The following is a 17,108-nucleotide window of genomic DNA, read 5'->3' as shown; positions in this document are numbered from 1 at the left end:
ATCAAGGGAGGGGCGGTGGGAGCACCAGCAGACCAGGCATCGTCCCCGGTCGGGCAGGCGATGCGCGTGTGGACGGCCCTACTTCCGCGCCACCATCAGGAAGACCGGGTACTCGCGTTGCGCTGCGCCTGCGCCCTTGGTCATGCTGAATGCGGTCGTGAAAGCCACCTTTTCAAATCCCGCCGCTTCGGCTCTTGCCGCCAGTTCGCGACGATCAAAACCATTGTGGCCCGCGAATCCCTGACCATGAAAAGACCCGTCCTCGGCGTCGAGATCGGCGATGCAGAGGTAGCCTGAAGGCGCCAGCAAGGCGTAGAGGCTGCGCAGCAGGCCGTCGGTGTCGGCGATGTGATGACAGGTCATCAAGGTGTAGATCAGCGCATAGCGATCCGGGGGCAGGGGATCGGTGACCAGGTCGAGCTTCGTGGCGCGCATGTTGGTGATGGCGTGGGCGGCGATCTTCTCGTTCAACACCGCCAGCATTCCTTCCGAGCTGTCGGCCAGGGTAATGTTGCCGAGCTGCGGCTGCAGGGCAAAGCTGAGCAAACCGGTTCCACAGCCGTATTCCAGCGCCTGCATCTGCGGCGACAGGGCTATCTGGGCTTGAATGGCCTTGCCGACCGCCAGCGCGCGGGACTGCTTGGCGGGATCGGCATCCCAGGTGGCGGCGTTGAGATCGAAATAATTGGGCGCGCTTGTGTTTGTCATGTCACGGGCAGTGGCTTTTGGGCCAGTAGTGGAGGATGTACACGGGTGTCGTCGCTACGTTTCGCTTCGGCGCTCGGCGCGACCACCCCAGTGCTTTGTCGGGATCGACCGTGACTCGCTGGGTTTTCCTGGCTCCCCTGGAGGGACGAAGCACGACCGCCAGTACGGAGCGTAATACGAAGCAGCCGGCAGGGGAAGCGGTGCTGGCTGGGCGCGCTCTTCCAGGGGGCATGTTCTTCGCAACAGCGCTCGGTGTAGAGCGATGATCGACGCTTGCTTCCTCTATGCTGAACGATTGACTTTGGCCGATCCCGCCCTACAATCGCTCTGCTGATCGCCATCGGCGATCCCGTCCAGCACGTCCCATCTGCCGTGCAGCGCCCGCTACTGAGACCGAGGTGGGCGTTTTCGGCCCGGCAGATAGACGCCAGTTCCCGGCTGGCCGTGGGCTGCGCGGCTCCCCGCATCGCCTTCCGGTGGGCACAGAACCACGACGCTGCTGGCGCGTCAGACTGACCGATACTCAAGGAGACAAAGCAATGCAGCCACTCATCAAACCGCTGACTACTCTCGCCTCGTGCCTGCTGTTGGCGCTTCCCCAACTGGCGAGCGCACAGGAAAAGAGCGCCATCCCGGCTTCGCTGACGACGCCCGACAAGGTCGAGACGCGCATTGGCACGCTCGAATTCAAGGATGGTGCGCCGAGCGTGGAAACGGCCAGCAAGGTCTATGACACGCTCGACTTCACGCGTGCCCTGAACGTCTTTAACAACAGCTTTCGTGGCGCTTCGGCGTATGCGATTCGCAAGGGTTTCCTCAGCATTGGTGCCGAGGACAACACGGTGGTCATCTTCCCCGACTTGATGGATGCCAAGTCGCTGTTTCTCACCGCCAACGCCGACACGGTCTATTATATGGCGGTGGTGGATCTGAGCAAAGGGCCGATGGTCGTCGAACAGCCGCCGCAGGGTCTGGGCACGATCAACGACATGTGGTTCTCCTGGGTCATCGATATCGGCTTCCCCGGGCCTGACCGCGGCGAGGGCGGCAAGTACCTGCTTTTGCCACCGGGCTACGACGGCCCGCTTCCGGATGGTGGTTTCTTCATCGCACGTGCGCAGACGACACGGGTACTCTACGCCGCGCGTTCCTTCCTGGTGGACAACGACCCGAAGCCGGCCGTCGATTTGATCAAGAAGAGCATCAAGATCTACCCCTACACCGCGGGCGGCGTCGGTACCAGCATTGCCACCGCGCTCGCCGGCGAGGTCCGCCTGGGACGCAACGCGGCGATTCCCGAGACCAGATTTGTCGAGGCCAGTGGCCGGGTGATGAACACCATTCCGCCGAACGACTACTCGTTCTTCGAAATGATCAACGAAAACGTCCAGCAGGAGCCGGCCGGCAGCTACGACGTGGAACTCAGCGGGCAACTGGCGGCAATCGGCATCGTCAAAGGCAAGCCTTTCAATCCTGACGAGCGGATGAAAAAGATTCTCACCGACGCGGCGGCCGTGGGCAACGCCGCAGGGCGCGCCCTGAACTGGCGTTACAGCCAGGCGCATGACTGGAACTATTATCCGGGGTCGCAGTGGGGCAACATGCTGTGGGAGGGCGGGGCGAACTTCGAGACGCCGCCGCCGCAATTGACCAAGGAGGGCATGTTCAAGCCGCTACCGCCGACCGGGGCGCGCACGCTGGACTCGCGGACGGCGTTCTACTATGGCTACACCCTCGACTCCCCGGGCATGATCATGCGCATCCCGGACGTTGGTTCGCAGTACCTGATGGGTTTTCTCGACGCCAACAGCGAGCCCTTCGACGGCGGCAAGACTTACAAGCTGACCCTGCCGAAGGATATCCCCGCGCGTGCCTTCTGGTCGTTCACCGTCTACGACAATCAGACACGTTCGATGCTCGACACGCCGCAGCGCTACCCGCGCGCCGGCAGCCAGACTTACCCGTCACCCGCAGCCGAAGCCAACGCCGATGGCTCGACGACGATCTACTTCGCTCCTACCCAGCCGGAAGGCATCAAGCGCGGCAACTGGATCCAGACCCTGCCGGGGAAAGGCTGGTTCACCATCCTGCGTCTCTACAGTCCGCTTGAATCCTTCTTTACCAAGGCCTGGCGCCCGAGCGAGATCGAATTGGTCAAGGGGGGCAGCAAGTCGTAGGCGATTTCTGCCCGAGCAGCGTCACTTCTCTGCGGCAGGTGCTCGGTGGTGGTGCAAAACCGAGCTGGGAGGGCACCATCTGCGGGCATTCCGGGAGACCTCAGCCGATCGCTGCAGGGACCGGACTGCGCCCTCCTGCCGCCGCTTTCCGGGGCGGGCGCGCCGACGATCAGCAAGGCGCGGCAAGCTTGCAGACTTGCCAAAACGCCAAGCGTCGTCATCACACACCCGGCAGCAGGGCCGGTCGGACCTGCGCCAGCCAGCTTTCGACGCGTTGTCCGGTCAATCCCGGCTGGTTGATCTGGTCAAGCGCCAGGCCAAGGAAATGCTCGCCGGCGACTGCCCGAGAAGCAGCGAAATCGTAGCCGGTGGTCGGCCAGCGCCCGACGACGCGGGCTCCGCTTGCCAATAGGGTGCTCTGGATAACAGCGATCGCGTCGACGAAAGCGCCAGGATATTGTTTCTGGTCGCCGACACCGTAGATGGCAGCTACCTTTCCGGACAGGTCGGCGCCCGCCAGTTGCGGCAGAAATGCCTGCCAACTTGGCGGGCACGCGGCGACGGAGCGGTCTGGCAGCTGGCCGCCGCCGTGCGTCGGGCTACCAAGGATCAGGGCGTCGTAGGCGAGGAAGTCGGCCAGCGTTGCGCGGCCGATATCGATCGGCGTGCTCGCTGCGTCACCCAGACTCTTGGCGATGTATTTGGCGACCAGATGCGTACGGCCGCTCTCGGTACCGAAGAAAATGCCGATCTTGGTCATGATCGTCACGCCGCCAGGGTTCGATTGTGCTTCGCTGCCTTCGGCAGGCAGGCATCGCTGACGATGGCGTCGGCGGTGTAGAGCAGATAGGGCGTCGGATAGTGAATGTTTTCCATGTGATCTCCTTGTCGATGAAGATCCCTAAGCAAGGAGCGTGCCGTGTTCGAGGGCGTCCGATTCCACGCTTTGCCGGCTGGCGGCGCGGGCAGGGCCGGCATCGAAGTCTCCTCCGGAGTGCTCAGCTTGGCGCAGGCGAGAGGGGGGGATTCCGTGGCGCGCACCGAGCAGGCTCGCTGCTCGCCTTGCCTCCCTGGCCTGCTGGCTCGGTCAGTCCGCCAGCACGCGGTTGCGGCCCTGTGCCTTGGCGTCGTAGAGCAAGCGGTCGGCGCGCTCCAGGGTCTGGGTCACGCTCTCACCGGCACGGTGTTCGGTCAGTCCGGCCGAAAAGCTGACGTGCAAGCGCTTTTCGCCAAAAGTGAGTTCCAGCTTCGTCACCTGCTCACGCAGCCGCTCCATGGTGGCTCTAGAAAACTCGATGCTGGTGTCCGCCTGCATCAAGACGAACTCTTCACCACCCCAGCGCGCCAGTACGTCCGAGCGGCGCAAGACCGCCTGCGCGCTATTGGCAAAGGCGCGCAGTACGGCATCACCCGCGGCGTGGCCATGCCGGTCATTGACGCGCTTGAAATGATCCATGTCGAGCAGGGCCAAGCAAAAGCCCCGTCCGGAGCGCAGACTGCGCTGAGTCTCCTGCTCGAGCAGGACCTGCATGTGGCGGCGATTCAACAAGCCAGTCAAGTCATCGTGTGCGGCCATGAGCTTGATCTGTTCGAGCGCCACCGTCAGCTCTTGCTTTTGCTGGCCCAGGCGGCGGCGAATGCGGCTCAAACGCCCGGCCAGGACCGAAACCGCGGGAACGACGATACTCAGCATCATGAAATGCGCCAATTCGACGGTCGGCGGGTAGCTATCGGGATCGATCGAAGTCATCAAAGCCATGCTCAGGCCAAAGGCCAATAAAGCAAAAATGCTGATCCCAAAGGCGCTGGCCGCGCGTAGGCCGAACATGCCGAACATCAGAATGATCAGCAAGTTAGGGAACGCAATTGCGCGCACCGGGCCCATCAGCGCATAACCGCTGGCGCTACAGATAATGGCAATGGCCATCTGCGGCAAGGTAAGAGAGGGGTCCTTGAAGTGCTGTGACCAACCGCAGCGAATAGTCATATAGACCATGACGATGGCGAACAACGAACTCAGCGTCCAGAGATGCAGCGGAGCACGCGGCAAGTGCAGCGCCCAAGCTGCCCACAGTACGACCGCCATGCCGGTGAGCATCAGCAAGAGGCCCAGTCCGGTCTGCGCCACGCGCAAGCGCATGGCCGGGTCGGTGCCGAGCAACAGCTCGCCAAGGTACTGATTTACGGACATATTGCGGCGCATTGTCTTGGCATATCCGGGGTGGGTGGATGACGTCTTGTCTGGTGCTTGCGAGAACGCAGTGTAGCGCCTCGCGACGCGCGCAGGTCGCGCAAGTTGCGACGTCGCCAAGCTGCTGAAGGGCATCAGTTGCTCAGAACGTCGCCAGCCTCTCGAAGAACCAAAACGATGCCAGAATCCCGATCACATAGGGCGTGGTGGCGCGGCCGTAGCGCACCAATGACGTCGCCAGCTTGATTCGCCTGGCTAACGCCAAACACGCCAGCACGACGAGAACGAAAGCGAGCTGACCGAGTTCAACGCCGATGTTGAAGGCCACCAGGGCGAGCGGAATGTCGCCGCGCGGCAGGCCGATGCTGGCCAGCGCGCTGGCGAATCCGAGTCCATGCAGCAAGCCGAAAGAGAACGCGACCAGCCATGGCAAGCGCGCCGTCAAGCTCGCTTCGCCGCGCTGCAAGCGAACGACCTCGCTGGCCAGCAGCAGAATGGAAAGTGCGATGCTGGCCTCAAGCGGCGGGCCCGCCAGGTGCACCAGTCCAAGCGTTGCGAGTGCCAGCGTGATCGAGTGCGCGACCGTGAATGCTGTGATCGTCCACAGCAACATGCGAGTCTGACGCACGATAAGCATCAGTGCCAGGACAAACAGCAGGTGGTCGTAGCCGAAAAGGATATGATCGATGCCATGCCGCAGGTAAGCGCCGCTGACCGACAGCCAGCCGCGCTCCGCGGCGATTTCCAGCCACGGCTGCGAGGGATGGACGAGAGTGGTCGAATGGCTGCCATCGTGCATCTGCACACGCACCAGGACATCGGTGATCGTCGCTTGTAGGCCGACGATGTCGATACGCGTGCCGGCAAGGCCGCCGGGAGCTTCGATCACGCGACGCTCGAGCAGAGAATCGGACAGTTCGCGCAGAGCGGGTTCGGTGACGTTGTACGTGCCCTCAGCGAACTTCAGCGCAATTGGCAGCGGCCTTCCCGATAGCACCGGCGTCCGCCACAGCACGTCGTAGCGGCCCGGCGCGGTGGCGTTGATTTCGAGATAGGCGGGACGCGTTTCGTGCGCCCAGGCGCCAGCCGACGCGAGGAGGATCGATAGCATCGCGCTGAGCAATGCCCAGCGCAACAGCGCCAACATCCGCATGCCGCTGTTCATCGAGTGTTTGTGGTCGATTCCGTTCCGGCGACGGGAGCATCCTTTTCATCCGGCGGCGGCAGCACGACTTCGTAGCGCGCGCGCATCGCGGCGAACACCTTGCGCTTGGCTTCGGCGCGTTGCACGTTGATCCATTCGGCTTTCACTTCCGGCTCGATCTCGTCAAATGTCGGCACCCGTCCCGGTGTGATCGAATCGATGAACACCAGATGCCAGCCCAGTCCCGATTCGATGGGCCCGATCCAGGCGCCTGGCGTAAGCCCGGACAGCGACTGGGAAAATGCCGTTCCGAACACACTGGCCACCTGCTCCGCTACGCGCTCGGCGTAGTAATCCTGGAACATGAAACGATCGCCAATCTCGGCGACTAGCGGCGAGTCGGCGGGCTTGCCGACGAGCTTTCCCAGTGCTTCGACGGCCGCATCCCGCGCCCCGAGGCCGCGCTGGTCGGGTGAAAAGTACACATGGCGAAACGACATCCGGTCCGGCAAAGTGAAGCTCGCCCGGTTCTCTGCGAACCACAGCTTCAGTTGCGCGGCAGCGGGATCGCGGATCGAGGACGTGTCTTCGGCAAGGAATTCCATCTTCTGCGCCAAGCGACGGCGGACGATGGTGTCGTTCTGGTCGAGGCCGAGTGCGAGCGACTCGCGATAGAGGATTTCTTCGCGAATCTTGTTTTCGATCAGGCTGTGCAGTTCCTCCGGCGTCGGCGGGCGCTGCCACTTTGCCGCCCACACCATTGCCATCTGGCGCAGATCGTCGCGCGTGAGCCGGATCTGATTGGCCTGGGATGGAACAACAGTCTGCGGGTTGAGTGCGCCATAGACCGCGAACAGCGCACCGCCGATGACCAGAAACTGCAGCAGTGGCTCTCGCAGCCAGCGCTGCACGCGTGATGGCTGCGGAACGCTGGCTGCAGCGGGAGCGCTGCTCATTCCTTTACCGGCTCGACCTCGTAGTTCGCGTAACCGAACTCGTTGCTGCGCGCCGCCAGGTACTTGTCGCCGAGCCGGTAGACCGCGACATCGAATTCGCTACCGTTGATGTCCGTGCGCAGGCGCCCGTCGCGAATCTCGTAGGCAGGGTCACCACCGTGCATCATCTCGCCTACTTCGCGCAAGTCCGCTGCCTTGCCGTCGACCGACGCTATCAGGCGCCGGCCGGTGGCGCCGTGCAGGATCTCGAAGTGCTGGCCGGTCACCGAGTTGCGCACTTTCACCGTCTTGCCGACGAGCAGTTCCTTGAGCTGCGCGTCGCCGAGCATCTGCGCGCCCTGCTTGCTCAGCTCAGCGATGGTCAACCCTGGCTTGCTGGCCTTGCGCGCCTCTGCACTGGGCGTATACCAAATCGGCGAACTCCATGCCCGTTCCTGGATCACTGCCGTGAACCCGCTGCCGCTCGGGGGAACCCTGCCCAGTTTCACGGCCTGCATGCTGCTCCAGCGCGGCGTCGGAATCTCGAGCACGCGGACATAATAGAAAGCATCAAGGGCTGCGTCGAAGTCGGGGTCCGTCCACACTGTTTTCAGCTCCACCGCACCGATGGTGTTGGTGTACGTGCCTTTCGTGAGATCCACCGTCGACCCGATCGCCGGCACCTTGCCGGTGCTCGCATCGGGCTTGCGTGCCCCCGCCCAGGCGATGTCGTAAATCTTCTCGAACGATTGTCCGTTGATGCTCCAGCCCTTGACGACCTGGACGCGGTCGAGATTGGCACTGTCGGGATCCTTCGCCGCCCAGACCACGAAGGAGGGCGCCTTGCTTGTCGGCTGCAGCAGATCGGATCCCATCGGGACGCCTGTGGCGTAGGCTGTCTTCAGCCACTCCTTCTGCTTGAGCATGCCGGCATCCAGCCCCCAGCCGCCGAAGAAACGCAGCGGAATGCGCACGCCGCTGGTCGAGTAGGTCTCCTTGCGTCGCATCGCGTCGAAGAGTGCGTCGCGCGTGTTCTCCTCGGCCCACACCGCACTCAGACCGGCAGGGGTGACCCAGAGGCTGTTCAGTCCGAGCACCGTGGCGCCGTTGATGCGTTTCTCGATGGTGTCGTCGACCGTACCGTGCACGCCAAAGAAGTTCTTCTGACGGTAGGGGACGACGCTGACGTGCGAATCGGAGCCGCCGACGACGCCGGGCTTGTAGGGATTGAAACCGCGTGCCTGCTCCATGGCCAGGCCGTCCTTGTAGGCCTGGCGTACGTAGCTGCCGTATTCGCTCGGCGGCGGGCCTTTCTTGCCGAGCAGATGCCAGACGAAGACTTCGTAGTTGGCGAACTCGTCGTTGGGCGAAAGCCCCGGCGTCGTCTCCGATTGCCCCTTGACCTGCTTCATCTCGGTCAGCGGCTCGTTGCGCAGGCGAGCCTCCGCCCAGGCGCGGTCGATCGGTCGGCCGGTGTGATCGACTTCGGTCGGAAACATCGTGCCGTTGCTCAGGTTCGCGTTGTGCGAGATGGCCAGCAAGTCGTTGCCTGCCGCGCGTTGCTGGTCCATCCAGCTCCAGAGATGACGCGGATCGGGCGAGTCCAGGGGCGTGAACGGCACTTGCGGTACTTTTTTCGAATCGCGGAAGAAGATGTTGCGATGCAGGTTCTTGGAATCCGGGGTGGAAGTCCACTCGTAGGCGGCGAAGGTCGTGAACTTGCCCGGCTTGTTGTACCTGTCGGCGATGTCGATGACCCGCTTCCAGACCGGCGCGACGACGGCCGGATCGCTGAATTCCTTGATCGGCAGTCCCTTGGCAATCGCCAGCGACAGCACTTTGAAAGCCAGCAGCCCATCGGCCCTGACGCCGTCCTCGAAGGCCCGGGCCAGCAGCGGCGAACTCTTGCGCAGCGGCGACTCGGGATCCATGGCTTCCTGGACCATGCCCATGTACTCGGCATGCTCGGTGACTGCGCCCCAGTCGAGCGGTTTGGTGATCTGCACCTGGTAGCCGCCCGGATGCAAGGTCGGTTTGCCCGTCGCGTACTGATAGAACGACTCGGGCCCGGTCTGCGTGTCGCCAAATGCGTAGGCGTCGAACGACCAGCTGGTATGTAAATGGGTTTCGCCGTAGTAGACATTGCGTTCGGGGTTTTTCTGCTGTGCGAAGCTCGGTGCTGACGTCAGACCCACGAGTCCGATGGCGAGCAAGGCAGGGACGATGCTTGTCGGTCTGTTTCGCATGGTTTTTTTTCTCCTCACGGGGAAGTGCTGCAGTTTCATGTTGCGCGCCAGCTGCGCCAGAGCTTGGAACGGTGTCGCTCCGCGACCAGCACCTTGGCTGGCTTTGGGCATGCCGAGTCCATTGCTGACAGACGCTAGAACTTCCAGTTGCCGTAAACGCTCATCACCAGCGTGCCGGTGTTGTCGTACGAGCCGATCAGGTTGCCACGACCGCCAAGGGCGACCGGCGCGGTGCCCTGCAAATCCGTCTTCAGCGTCCCGCCATAAATGTATTCCGCGGCGACGCCCCATACGGTTGTCTTGCTCAGCTGTTGCTGGCCACCGGCGCCGAAACGCCAGGCGGTGTTCAAGGGCATCAGCGGCGAGACCGTCGAACCATCCGGCTGGAAACCCGAGTCGTAGGCCACTCCGAAGTTGAGCAGCCACGGATCGCTCAAGCGATACTGCGCGCCGGTGGCGACGTGCCAGGTGTCCTTGAAGGGAATGTCGGTGGTCAGGCTGACCGGATTCGAGGTATCGTCGATACCGATGTGGATGGCCCCGAATTTTGACCACTGCTGCCAGCCGACGCTGCCGAGCAGCGCCCATCGCGGGTCAAGTTGCGTGAATACGCTGGCCATCACCTGTTGCGGAACCTTGATGCCGACCTTGATCGTCGAGTTCAGCAGACCGGCGTTGTTCAATGCCGTTGCGACACCAGGCGAGAGCTTGGAGAACTTTGCCGGCCCCTCGAAGTCGAGATCGACCTGCGAATTCCAGGTCAGCCCGATTCGGGTCCCCTCGTCGATCTCGTAGAGAAGACCGAGGTTGGCGCCCCAGCCCCAGGTCCTGTCATCCAGCTTCAGCTTGCCGTCGCCGAAGATCGGCGCAGGGTTGTTGATTGCCACCTGGTTCGTATACATCCCGTACATGGCATTCAGGCTCGAACCGAGAGAAAGCTTGTCGTTGACCTTGAAGGCGATGCTGGGCAGCAAGGAGAGGCCGAGCATCGTCGTGCTCTGGACGTAGTAACGGCCTGCCCAGTCGTTGTCGTACTTCAATGGTGCGCCGAAATTGCCGGCCAGGGCGAAGCCGAGTTTCAGTTCAGGTGACACGCTGTAGCTGAAAAAAAGCGCCGCCGCCAGGAAACCAGCCGCCCGATCCAACCGCGTAGCCGCCATTGTCGTTGCCCAGCAGGGGCGAAGTCCCCGAGCCGATCGAGTATTTGGTGTTGGCCCAAAGCAGCTGCCCCGAGGCCAGGGCCTGCGTGCCTTCCAGACGGGTCATGCCGGCGGGATTGGTAAAGACGGTCGACGCGTCTTGCGCACGCGCGCTGTAACCCGCCGAAGCGAGGCCGACATCGGCCGTCCCGACTTCGTAGGCAAGCATGCCGCCAGCGAACGCCTGACCAGTTGCCAAGGTGGCGACAGCGAGGGCGACGAGCGAACAGTAGTGCCCGGGAACTTCGCTGCGCCAGTCGGTGGGGGTAGATTTGAAGCGACGCTGGAATAACATGCTGCCCTCCATGAAATGTCTGCGGCTGCATTACCTCGCTGGGTTCTCGTCAGGGGTCGCACGCGCGACAAACGATGGCGAAGGTCTGCCCCTGGCGATCTTACGGCAGCGCGCCTGGGCACGGCAAGCGACACGGCAATCGCGTTAATGTGAAAGTCGCGCAAGCGACTCACGAAACTCCCTTCTCCCTTGCGGGAGAAGGGGCAGGGGGAAGGGGGGGACGGTCACGACTTTCATCATCCGGGGTGTTTCGACTGTCATGACCGTTGGACGCCCCCAGCCGCTATGCCGGTATGGGCTCGCATGCCGGCTAAAAATTGGCGATTGACGGCTTCTCCCGGTGTAAGTTACATTTCGCGAAAATCCATTCACGTTCGTTCGCAGTCATGAAGATGCACCAACCGACCAGTCCGAACAAGGCGTTTCCGGGCATGTCGCACCTCGGCAGCTACTCGGATTCGATACTGGAAATGGATTGCATCATCGGGCGCAGCATCGAGGTGGTTCGTGAAGTGGCGCCCGACACCACTACCATCGTCGTCCACACTCTCCCGCAGACTGTGTTCAAGCGCACGAAGCCCTGGCTTCAATTGTGAAACACGCGCGCCGTATCTGCCAAATTGCGGCCCGCGACTTCATCAGCGAAACGTCGTCACAATCAACGAGACATTCATCTAGCCATGCTCATGGATCCGGAATCTGCTCCCTTCGCCATTGCCTTTTTCCTGGGCATGGTCCTTTTTCTCGAACTCGGTAGGCGCATCGGCCGACGCATGCACGCGGATACTCCGGAACGCGCCCCGACGGGTGTGGGTGCCGTCGAGGGGGCGGTCTTCGCGCTGTTCGGCTTGCTCCTCGCCTTCACCTTCTCCGGGGCGGCATCGCGTTTCGACGATCGCCGCCATTTGATCATCGACGAGGCTAATGACATCGGCACGGCCTGGAGCTATCTCGATCTGCTCCCGGTGAATGAGCAGGGGCGATTGCGCGACCTGTTCCGCGCTTATACCGATGCACGTATCGCCACTTTTGAGAAGCTCCCGGACGTCGCCGCGGCGGAGGCGGAACTCGCCCGCTCGATCGCCTTGCAGGATGAAATCTGGAAGCAGGCCATCGCACTTTGCGAAGCGAAGAAGGACACCGCCACCACCAACCTGGTGCTGGGTGCGTTGAACGAGATGAACAACATCACCACGTCGCGCACTGCCGCCACCCGCATCCATCCGCCGCCGACGATCTTCGGGCTGCTGTTCGCCATGGGACTTTGCAGCGCGCTGCTCGCAGGATTCGGAATGGCCGCCAACCCGAAGCGGAGTTGGCTGCATATCTTGGGCTTCGCCGCAGCGATTGCGCTCTGCGTCTATGTCATCCGGGACATCGAATATCCTCGGCTGGGCCTCATCCGGGTGACGGCCACCGACCAGGTGATGAAGGATCTCCGCGCCAGCATGAAGTAAGCAATGAACTTTCTCCTGCCCGGCAGGCGCACGACTGGTACCGGCGCGCTGGCGTGCCGGCTGAGCGATCCCGTGCCGTCAGCATGCATTTCGATGGTCACACGATGGATGACGTCAATACCTATGAGCTGGCGACGCGTGCTCGCCGCCAGGTCGTCGTCGCGCACAAGGAAAGCTAGTCCAAAGCTGCGACGCAGTCATTCTTCTGAACAAGAGGCTGGCTCAGTTTTCTCGCTAATTCAAATCTTCCGGTGCCGCTCGATCAGATCGTGCGCCAACTGGATCTCCTTGGCCTTTTCACTGGCCAGCGCGATCATGTCTTCCGGCAGGCCTTGTCCGATCAACTTGTCCGGATGGTACTGGCTGATCAGCTTGCGATAGGCGCGCTTGATTTCCTGGTCCGTATGGTCTTTGGTCACGCCCAGAGCCCTGTAGGCGTCATCCAGCGCGGCTTCCGTACTGGGTTGGCCCGCGGCGAAGTGGGATTGATTCAGGACCATGTCGATCAATTGCTTGAACGTGGTCTGATCAAAGCCAAGACGGTGGGCGATGTCGGCAAGGACGCCCTCTTCGGGCGGATTGATATCTCCGTCAGCCGTCGCCATCGAGATCAGATAGACCAGCAAGACCTGCTTCAAATGCCGGGTGTGACCACAAACCGACATGAACCTGGCGTAGGTCGAGTCGATGGCGAACGCTGGGTCGGCGCCCCGTTTGAACAAGGCGATCGCCTGAACGCGATGTTCCGGGGTCATGCCCAGTTTCTGCATCAATAGCTCGACATGCTCGATCTCGGCTGGCGAGACATGGCCATCTGCCTTGGCCAGTTTGCCCATCGAGATGAACATCGTCTCGAGAAAAACGGCTTGGCGAAGCGCATTCTGCAGCGGGTTTATGCCGCCCGCACCATAGGCGCGCGCACGATCGATGATCGACCCGAGAAAAAGGCCGAGAAGCGCTCCGAAGAACCCGAAAAAGTAGAACCCTGCAACGACGCCAATTAGCTTGAACAAGGCGACTCCCGATAACATTCAAGAAAACGGCAGGGCGTACTTACCCTCAAAAACAGCCTTCGACCGCCCGATTCATCGGGCGATATCCGATGGCTGCGAAAGATCCGCTTGTGGAGGCCAAGGGAAAGTCCGACCGTTCGCAGTACGCAGGCACGGTGCTTCAGCCCGCCTCCCCGCATTCTGCCAGCTCCTTCGCCCGTCACTATATAGTACAGGGCAAATGGGTTGCGACTACGCGGCCGGCGCCCGAGCTCGTCCGGCGGAAAGGACTTCACCGCCCGCGGGGGCGGGGCTAGGGGTGGAAGCGCCTGCAGGGCTCGGCAGGGGCATCCCCCTTACCGGGGTCGGTCCCACACGAAACGACCTAAACCCTCGGAAAGCCGTGTGCGGGAAACGGCATGCACGGTTTGATGGGCAGGGCAGGCGAAAGCCTGTCCTCCACACTACCCCATGGCTCTCCTCGATCTGCCAGGGGGCACGACCGTAGTCGTCTAACGCACGTTTCGCTGGCAAACTGGAAAAGACTGGGGCAGGTTCTGATCCGCTTGCTTGGCAACGCTTGCCGGCAATTCGATCAGGACCTGCCCCAGCGATCAGGATGCCGAAAAACCGGCAACCCGATCGTAACTACATACTGCCCACCGTGGGTTAGCCGCGGCGGCGGAGAGCCATGCCCACCAAACCAATGCCGAGGAGGGCGAGTGTAGCGGGTTCCGGAACGTCCCCCGGCGGCGTGGTGGAGCTGTTGTACGACCCGTTGATCTGTCCGCCGGGACCAGCATTCTGCGTGTAGGCGGCTGACCAGTAGACCGGCGTCGGATCGAATCCAACTCCGACGATCTGGCTGATCGTGCCTACGGCCAACACGCCCAAAGAGTTCATCCCAGGGGTGGTCGACGTCACTGTCAGGGTTTCAAGAAAAGTCCCGAAGGGAGTCTCAAACTGCTTCGTGAACACTCCGCCAACGCTCACGGGCAGCGGGTCCGGAAGTAACAGGACGGTGGTTCCGCTGACCAGGCCGATGTTGTTCGCGATGATCGCGGCAACCAAGTCAGGAGCGCCACTGGAAATGGTGCTCGCAGTCGTGACGTCGCCAGTATTGGCCGTGAAGGTGCCGAGAGCAGCGACGTTGAAAGTAACTTCGATGGGTATTGCGGAAGCCGGGCCGGCTAAGACGGCAGCAAGTCCAGCCGCGATCAGGGTTTTCTTTATCATTATTAATTCCTTCATTGGGAGCTAAACTAAAAAAACCTCTGCCCGTGTTGTTAAACGGGCAGTTCGCACTTGTTGGCCCGACGTTCCGGCGGGCCCAGAGAGACAAAAGCAAGATTTATGCCAGATTCTGTTTGTCTTTTTAAAACAGTTTGTTAACGATCGTTACGGTATTTCGTCGGTCGGCCAGTGTAAAAAAAAGTCGACACTCCAGCGCCGCCAGCAAGGCCGCACGAATCCTTTGCAGCGATCAGGAACGGAATCGAGAATCGGGGCCAGGTCTTGGTTGCGGCTTGGCAATGTTGTGTAGTTTAGCGGGTGGAACTCCCGTCCCGGTAGCCGCTAGCCGCGGCCGGTGCTGGCCAGCACCGGCGCCGGCAGGGTCTTGATCGACAGGCGGCGGTTGGCGTCGCCGCTGACGAAGTTCTGCGGCTGCTTCTTCTCTTCGGCTTGCTTCTTCGATTCGACCGAGAGCACCGAGCCCATGACGCTATTCGGGCGGTAGGTGGCGAGGCCCTTGAGGCCGGCTTTCCAGGCGCTCATGTAGAGGCCCTGGAGTTCCTCGTAGGGGTAGTCGGCGGGGACGTTGACCGTCTTCGAGATCGAGGTGTCGATGTACGGGGCGACGGCGGCGACCATGTCCTTGTGCGCCTTGGCCGAGATTTCCAGCGCCGTGACGAAGTAATCGGGGAGTTTTTCAACGTCGCCGCCGAGGTGCTTGTAGAGCCGCCAGGCGTAGTCTTCGACGGCGTATTCCTTGAGCGTGCCATCGGCCATGCGCTTCTTGCGGCTGTAGGTCCAGGAGAACGGCGGTTCGATGCCGTTCGAGGCGTTGTCGGCGAAGGCCAGGGAGATGGTGCCGGTGGGTGCGATCGACAACAGGTGCGAGTTGCGCAGGCCGTGCTTGCGGATCTGGCTCTTGATGTCGTTCGGCAGTCGTGAGGCGAAGTTGCTGCCGGAGAGATAAAGTTAGGCGTTGAACAGCGGGAAGTGGCCGCGCTCCCTGGCCAGTTCGACCGACGCCAGGTAGGCGGCGTCGCGCAGATCGCCAACTTCCGTGGATCTCATGGATTCGTTTAACGGTCATGACACGTGGAGACACCCCAAATCATGAAAGTCATGACCGTTTCCCTCTTCCCCTGCCCCTTCTCCCGCAAGGGAGAAGGGAGTTTCGTGAGTCGCTTGCGCGACTTTCACATTAAGTGAGCGAAAAAGGGTCAGGTTTCGTGAGCGTCGAGGCCCGTCCGCTGCCAGCCTGCGCCAATCGCCCTCTCTTCGGTGGCTCGGCCCACTTTTCTTCGCGCTCAAACCAAAGGTTCCAGGCCCCAGTCCCGCCTTGCTCGCAGCAGATATATGTCGGCTCGTGGACGCCGATTTCGCCCCGGCGCGGACAATTCTGGCAAGGCGTGCGGTATCTCACGTAAGCGAACCGGCGCCCCCGTTCTAATGAACCCGGTCATCCCGGCGCCCGCAAACGATCAGTATCACGGTTTGGTGCGAATCTTGCAGGCCACGTGCTTGGCAGTTCAATTCATAACTTCACGGAGTCACAATGCGTACGGCTTTTCAGAAATTTGCATCCCACCTAGCGGCGCGCGGCGCCGTTGCAGCGGTTGCCATGCTTAGCTGCGGCTTGGCCTCAGCTGGCGTCGTGAGCTTCAACGACACTACGGCCGGTGCTCCCACTTGGAATCGGCCCATCGCCGGCAACCCGCCAACCGTGTTGTCTGGCGTCGGCACCAACACGCCATACGATGTGAATGGGTTTTTTGTGGACCAGAGCGGCTCGTACACCTTTCAGAGCACGGCGACCAACCCCCTCGGCTGGGATAACTACAGCTTCCTGTACCAGCTCGCGTTCGACCAAACGCAGCAGCTTCTGAACGTGCTCATCGGCAACGACGACAACCCCTCAATCGGCCTCGCCGGCTTCACCTACAGCCTGGTGGCAGGGGTCAACTACTTCCTCGTTCAGACCGGATTCAGCAACAGCGACTTCGGAGCCTACAGTACCGAGATTCAGGGGCCGGGCAACATCACGCTGAGCTCGATCAGCGTGCCCGAGCCGGGGTCTTTGGCACTGGTGGGCGCGGCGCTGCTGGCAGCGCTGGGCCGCCGCAAGGCGGCCTGAGGTCCCGAGCAAGGCCCGTTACAGGCCCCGCCCCGGCGGGGCCTTTTTGCTTTTGCGCCACGGACACGCACGGACACGGGGTCACGCGGACATGGGTAGAGTAGAGGACAGGCGTGCGGTATCTCACGTAAGCGCACCGGCCCTCCTGTTCTAGCGGTCGTGACATGTCGAGACACCCCTGATCATGAAAGTCATGACCGCCCCCCTTCCCCCGGCCCTTCTCCCGCGAGGGGAGAAGGGCGTTTCGTGAGTCGCATACGCGACTTTCACATTAACGGTCATGACACGTGGAGACACCCCAAATCATGAAAGTCATGACCGTTTCCCTCTTCCCCCTGCCCCTTCTCCCGCAGGGGGAGAAGGGAGGTTCGTGAGTCGCATACGCGACTTTCACATTAAC

Annotated in this window: 15 protein-coding genes and 1 pseudogene; 5 read left to right on the top strand and 11 right to left on the bottom strand. The window is 61.8% G+C overall.

The genetic code is table 11. The features are described from left to right. Nucleotides 1-78 precede the first annotated feature (78 nt). Nucleotides 79-708, bottom strand: a complete 630-nt coding sequence (locus E4Q23_RS04980) for a class I SAM-dependent methyltransferase (RefSeq protein WP_169065613.1) — start codon at nt 706-708, stop codon at nt 79-81. 539 nt (nt 709-1,247) lie between these two features. Between E4Q23_RS04980 and E4Q23_RS04975 the strand changes: the two genes are divergently transcribed. Next, nucleotides 1,248-2,885 (top strand): DUF1254 domain-containing protein, encoded by a 1,638-nt coding sequence (locus tag E4Q23_RS04975; protein WP_169065612.1) that lies wholly within the window; start codon nt 1,248-1,250, stop codon nt 2,883-2,885. Nucleotides 2,886-3,105: 220 nt separating this feature from the next. Here E4Q23_RS04975 and E4Q23_RS04970 read toward each other — a convergent pair whose 3' ends face one another. From E4Q23_RS04970 to E4Q23_RS24490, 7 genes are all read right to left on the bottom strand, one after another. After that, entirely contained in the window at nt 3,106-3,645 is a 540-nt protein-coding gene (locus tag E4Q23_RS04970) for a flavodoxin (protein WP_169065611.1), read from the bottom strand. A gap of 327 nt (nt 3,646-3,972) precedes the next feature. Further along, the gene (locus E4Q23_RS04965) at nt 3,973-5,076 is read right to left on the bottom strand and encodes a diguanylate cyclase (RefSeq protein WP_169065610.1); all 1,104 of its coding nucleotides are present in this window, start codon (nt 5,074-5,076) and stop codon (nt 3,973-3,975) included. A gap of 142 nt (nt 5,077-5,218) precedes the next feature. After that, nucleotides 5,219-6,187, bottom strand: coding sequence for a HupE/UreJ family protein (locus tag E4Q23_RS04960; RefSeq protein ID WP_423753308.1), 969 nt, complete (start codon nt 6,185-6,187; stop codon nt 5,219-5,221). 50 nt (nt 6,188-6,237) lie between these two features. After that, nucleotides 6,238-7,176, bottom strand: a complete 939-nt coding sequence (locus E4Q23_RS04955; protein WP_169065608.1) for a peptidyl-prolyl cis-trans isomerase — start codon at nt 7,174-7,176, stop codon at nt 6,238-6,240. Continuing rightward, nucleotides 7,173-9,401 carry a DUF3604 domain-containing protein gene (locus E4Q23_RS04950; protein WP_169065607.1) on the bottom strand — a complete coding sequence of 743 codons (2,229 nt, stop codon included), beginning with the start codon at nt 9,399-9,401 and terminating at the stop codon, nt 7,173-7,175. The genes E4Q23_RS04955 and E4Q23_RS04950 overlap by 4 nt, the downstream gene beginning before the upstream one ends. A 134-nt stretch (nt 9,402-9,535) precedes the next feature. After that, a complete protein-coding gene (locus E4Q23_RS04945) occupies nt 9,536-10,495 on the bottom strand; it encodes an OmpP1/FadL family transporter (RefSeq protein WP_336511607.1) in 960 nt (319 codons plus the stop codon). Next, nucleotides 10,485-10,895 (bottom strand): outer membrane protein transport protein, encoded by a 411-nt coding sequence (locus tag E4Q23_RS24490; RefSeq protein WP_169065605.1) that lies wholly within the window; start codon nt 10,893-10,895, stop codon nt 10,485-10,487. The genes E4Q23_RS04945 and E4Q23_RS24490 overlap by 11 nt, the downstream gene beginning before the upstream one ends. A 386-nt stretch (nt 10,896-11,281) precedes the next feature. Between E4Q23_RS24490 and E4Q23_RS04935 the strand changes: the two genes are divergently transcribed. From E4Q23_RS04935 to E4Q23_RS24485, 3 genes are all read left to right on the top strand, one after another. Next, complete coding sequence (locus E4Q23_RS04935; protein ID WP_169065604.1) at nt 11,282-11,491, top strand: hypothetical protein; 210 nt, start codon at nt 11,282-11,284, stop codon at nt 11,489-11,491. Nucleotides 11,492-11,575: 84 nt separating this feature from the next. Next, nucleotides 11,576-12,352: a DUF4239 domain-containing protein gene (locus E4Q23_RS04930; protein ID WP_169065603.1), complete on the top strand. Its 777-nt coding sequence runs from the start codon at nt 11,576-11,578 to the stop codon at nt 12,350-12,352. A gap of 53 nt (nt 12,353-12,405) precedes the next feature. Next, a complete protein-coding gene (locus E4Q23_RS24485; protein WP_272873632.1) occupies nt 12,406-12,531 on the top strand; it encodes a hypothetical protein in 126 nt (41 codons plus the stop codon). Between the two features lie 60 nt (nt 12,532-12,591). Here E4Q23_RS24485 and djlA read toward each other — a convergent pair whose 3' ends face one another. The 3 genes and pseudogenes from djlA to E4Q23_RS04915 all read right to left on the bottom strand — a co-directional run. Beyond that, nucleotides 12,592-13,365, bottom strand: coding sequence for a co-chaperone DjlA (gene djlA / locus E4Q23_RS04925; protein WP_169065602.1), 774 nt, complete (start codon nt 13,363-13,365; stop codon nt 12,592-12,594). A 648-nt stretch (nt 13,366-14,013) separates the two neighbouring features. Continuing rightward, entirely contained in the window at nt 14,014-14,580 is a 567-nt protein-coding gene (locus E4Q23_RS23585; protein WP_248595253.1) for a PEP-CTERM sorting domain-containing protein, read from the bottom strand. Nucleotides 14,581-14,934: 354 nt separating this feature from the next. Then, nucleotides 14,935-15,621: pseudogene (locus E4Q23_RS04915) on the bottom strand (ribonucleoside-diphosphate reductase, adenosylcobalamin-dependent); the annotation flags it as partial. A gap of 607 nt (nt 15,622-16,228) precedes the next feature. Between E4Q23_RS04915 and E4Q23_RS04910 the strand changes: the two are divergent. After that, nucleotides 16,229-16,708: a PEP-CTERM sorting domain-containing protein gene (locus E4Q23_RS04910; RefSeq protein ID WP_169065601.1), complete on the top strand. Its 480-nt coding sequence runs from the start codon at nt 16,229-16,231 to the stop codon at nt 16,706-16,708. The last annotated feature ends 400 nt before the right edge of the window (nt 16,709-17,108 follow it).

Origin of the sequence: Candidatus Accumulibacter phosphatis, assembly GCF_012939955.1 — a bacterium.
GTDB classification, from domain to species: domain Bacteria; phylum Pseudomonadota; class Gammaproteobacteria; order Burkholderiales; family Rhodocyclaceae; genus Accumulibacter; species Accumulibacter delftensis.
This window is presented reverse-complemented; position numbering and strand designations above follow the sequence as displayed.

What these genes read in the sequence shown, in the direction of transcription:
- E4Q23_RS04980 (WP_169065613.1), bottom strand. Translation starts at nt 708, where the DNA reads ATGACAAACACAAGCGCGCCCAATTATTTCGATCTCAACGCCGCCACC.
- E4Q23_RS04975 (WP_169065612.1), top strand. Translation starts at nt 1,248, where the DNA reads ATGCAGCCACTCATCAAACCGCTGACTACTCTCGCCTCGTGCCTGCTG.
- E4Q23_RS04970 (WP_169065611.1), bottom strand. Translation starts at nt 3,645, where the DNA reads ATGACCAAGATCGGCATTTTCTTCGGTACCGAGAGCGGCCGTACGCAT.
- E4Q23_RS04965 (WP_169065610.1), bottom strand. Translation starts at nt 5,076, where the DNA reads ATGTCCGTAAATCAGTACCTTGGCGAGCTGTTGCTCGGCACCGACCCG.
- E4Q23_RS04960 (WP_423753308.1), bottom strand. Translation starts at nt 6,187, where the DNA reads ATGCTATCGATCCTCCTCGCGTCGGCTGGCGCCTGGGCGCACGAAACG.
- E4Q23_RS04955 (WP_169065608.1), bottom strand. Translation starts at nt 7,176, where the DNA reads ATGAGCAGCGCTCCCGCTGCAGCCAGCGTTCCGCAGCCATCACGCGTG.
- E4Q23_RS04950 (WP_169065607.1), bottom strand. Translation starts at nt 9,401, where the DNA reads ATGCGAAACAGACCGACAAGCATCGTCCCTGCCTTGCTCGCCATCGGA.
- E4Q23_RS24490 (WP_169065605.1), bottom strand. Translation starts at nt 10,895, where the DNA reads ATGTTATTCCAGCGTCGCTTCAAATCTACCCCCACCGACTGGCGCAGC.
- E4Q23_RS04935 (WP_169065604.1), top strand. Translation starts at nt 11,282, where the DNA reads ATGAAGATGCACCAACCGACCAGTCCGAACAAGGCGTTTCCGGGCATG.
- E4Q23_RS04930 (WP_169065603.1), top strand. Translation starts at nt 11,576, where the DNA reads ATGCTCATGGATCCGGAATCTGCTCCCTTCGCCATTGCCTTTTTCCTG.
- E4Q23_RS23585 (WP_248595253.1), bottom strand. Translation starts at nt 14,580, where the DNA reads ATGATAAAGAAAACCCTGATCGCGGCTGGACTTGCTGCCGTCTTAGCC.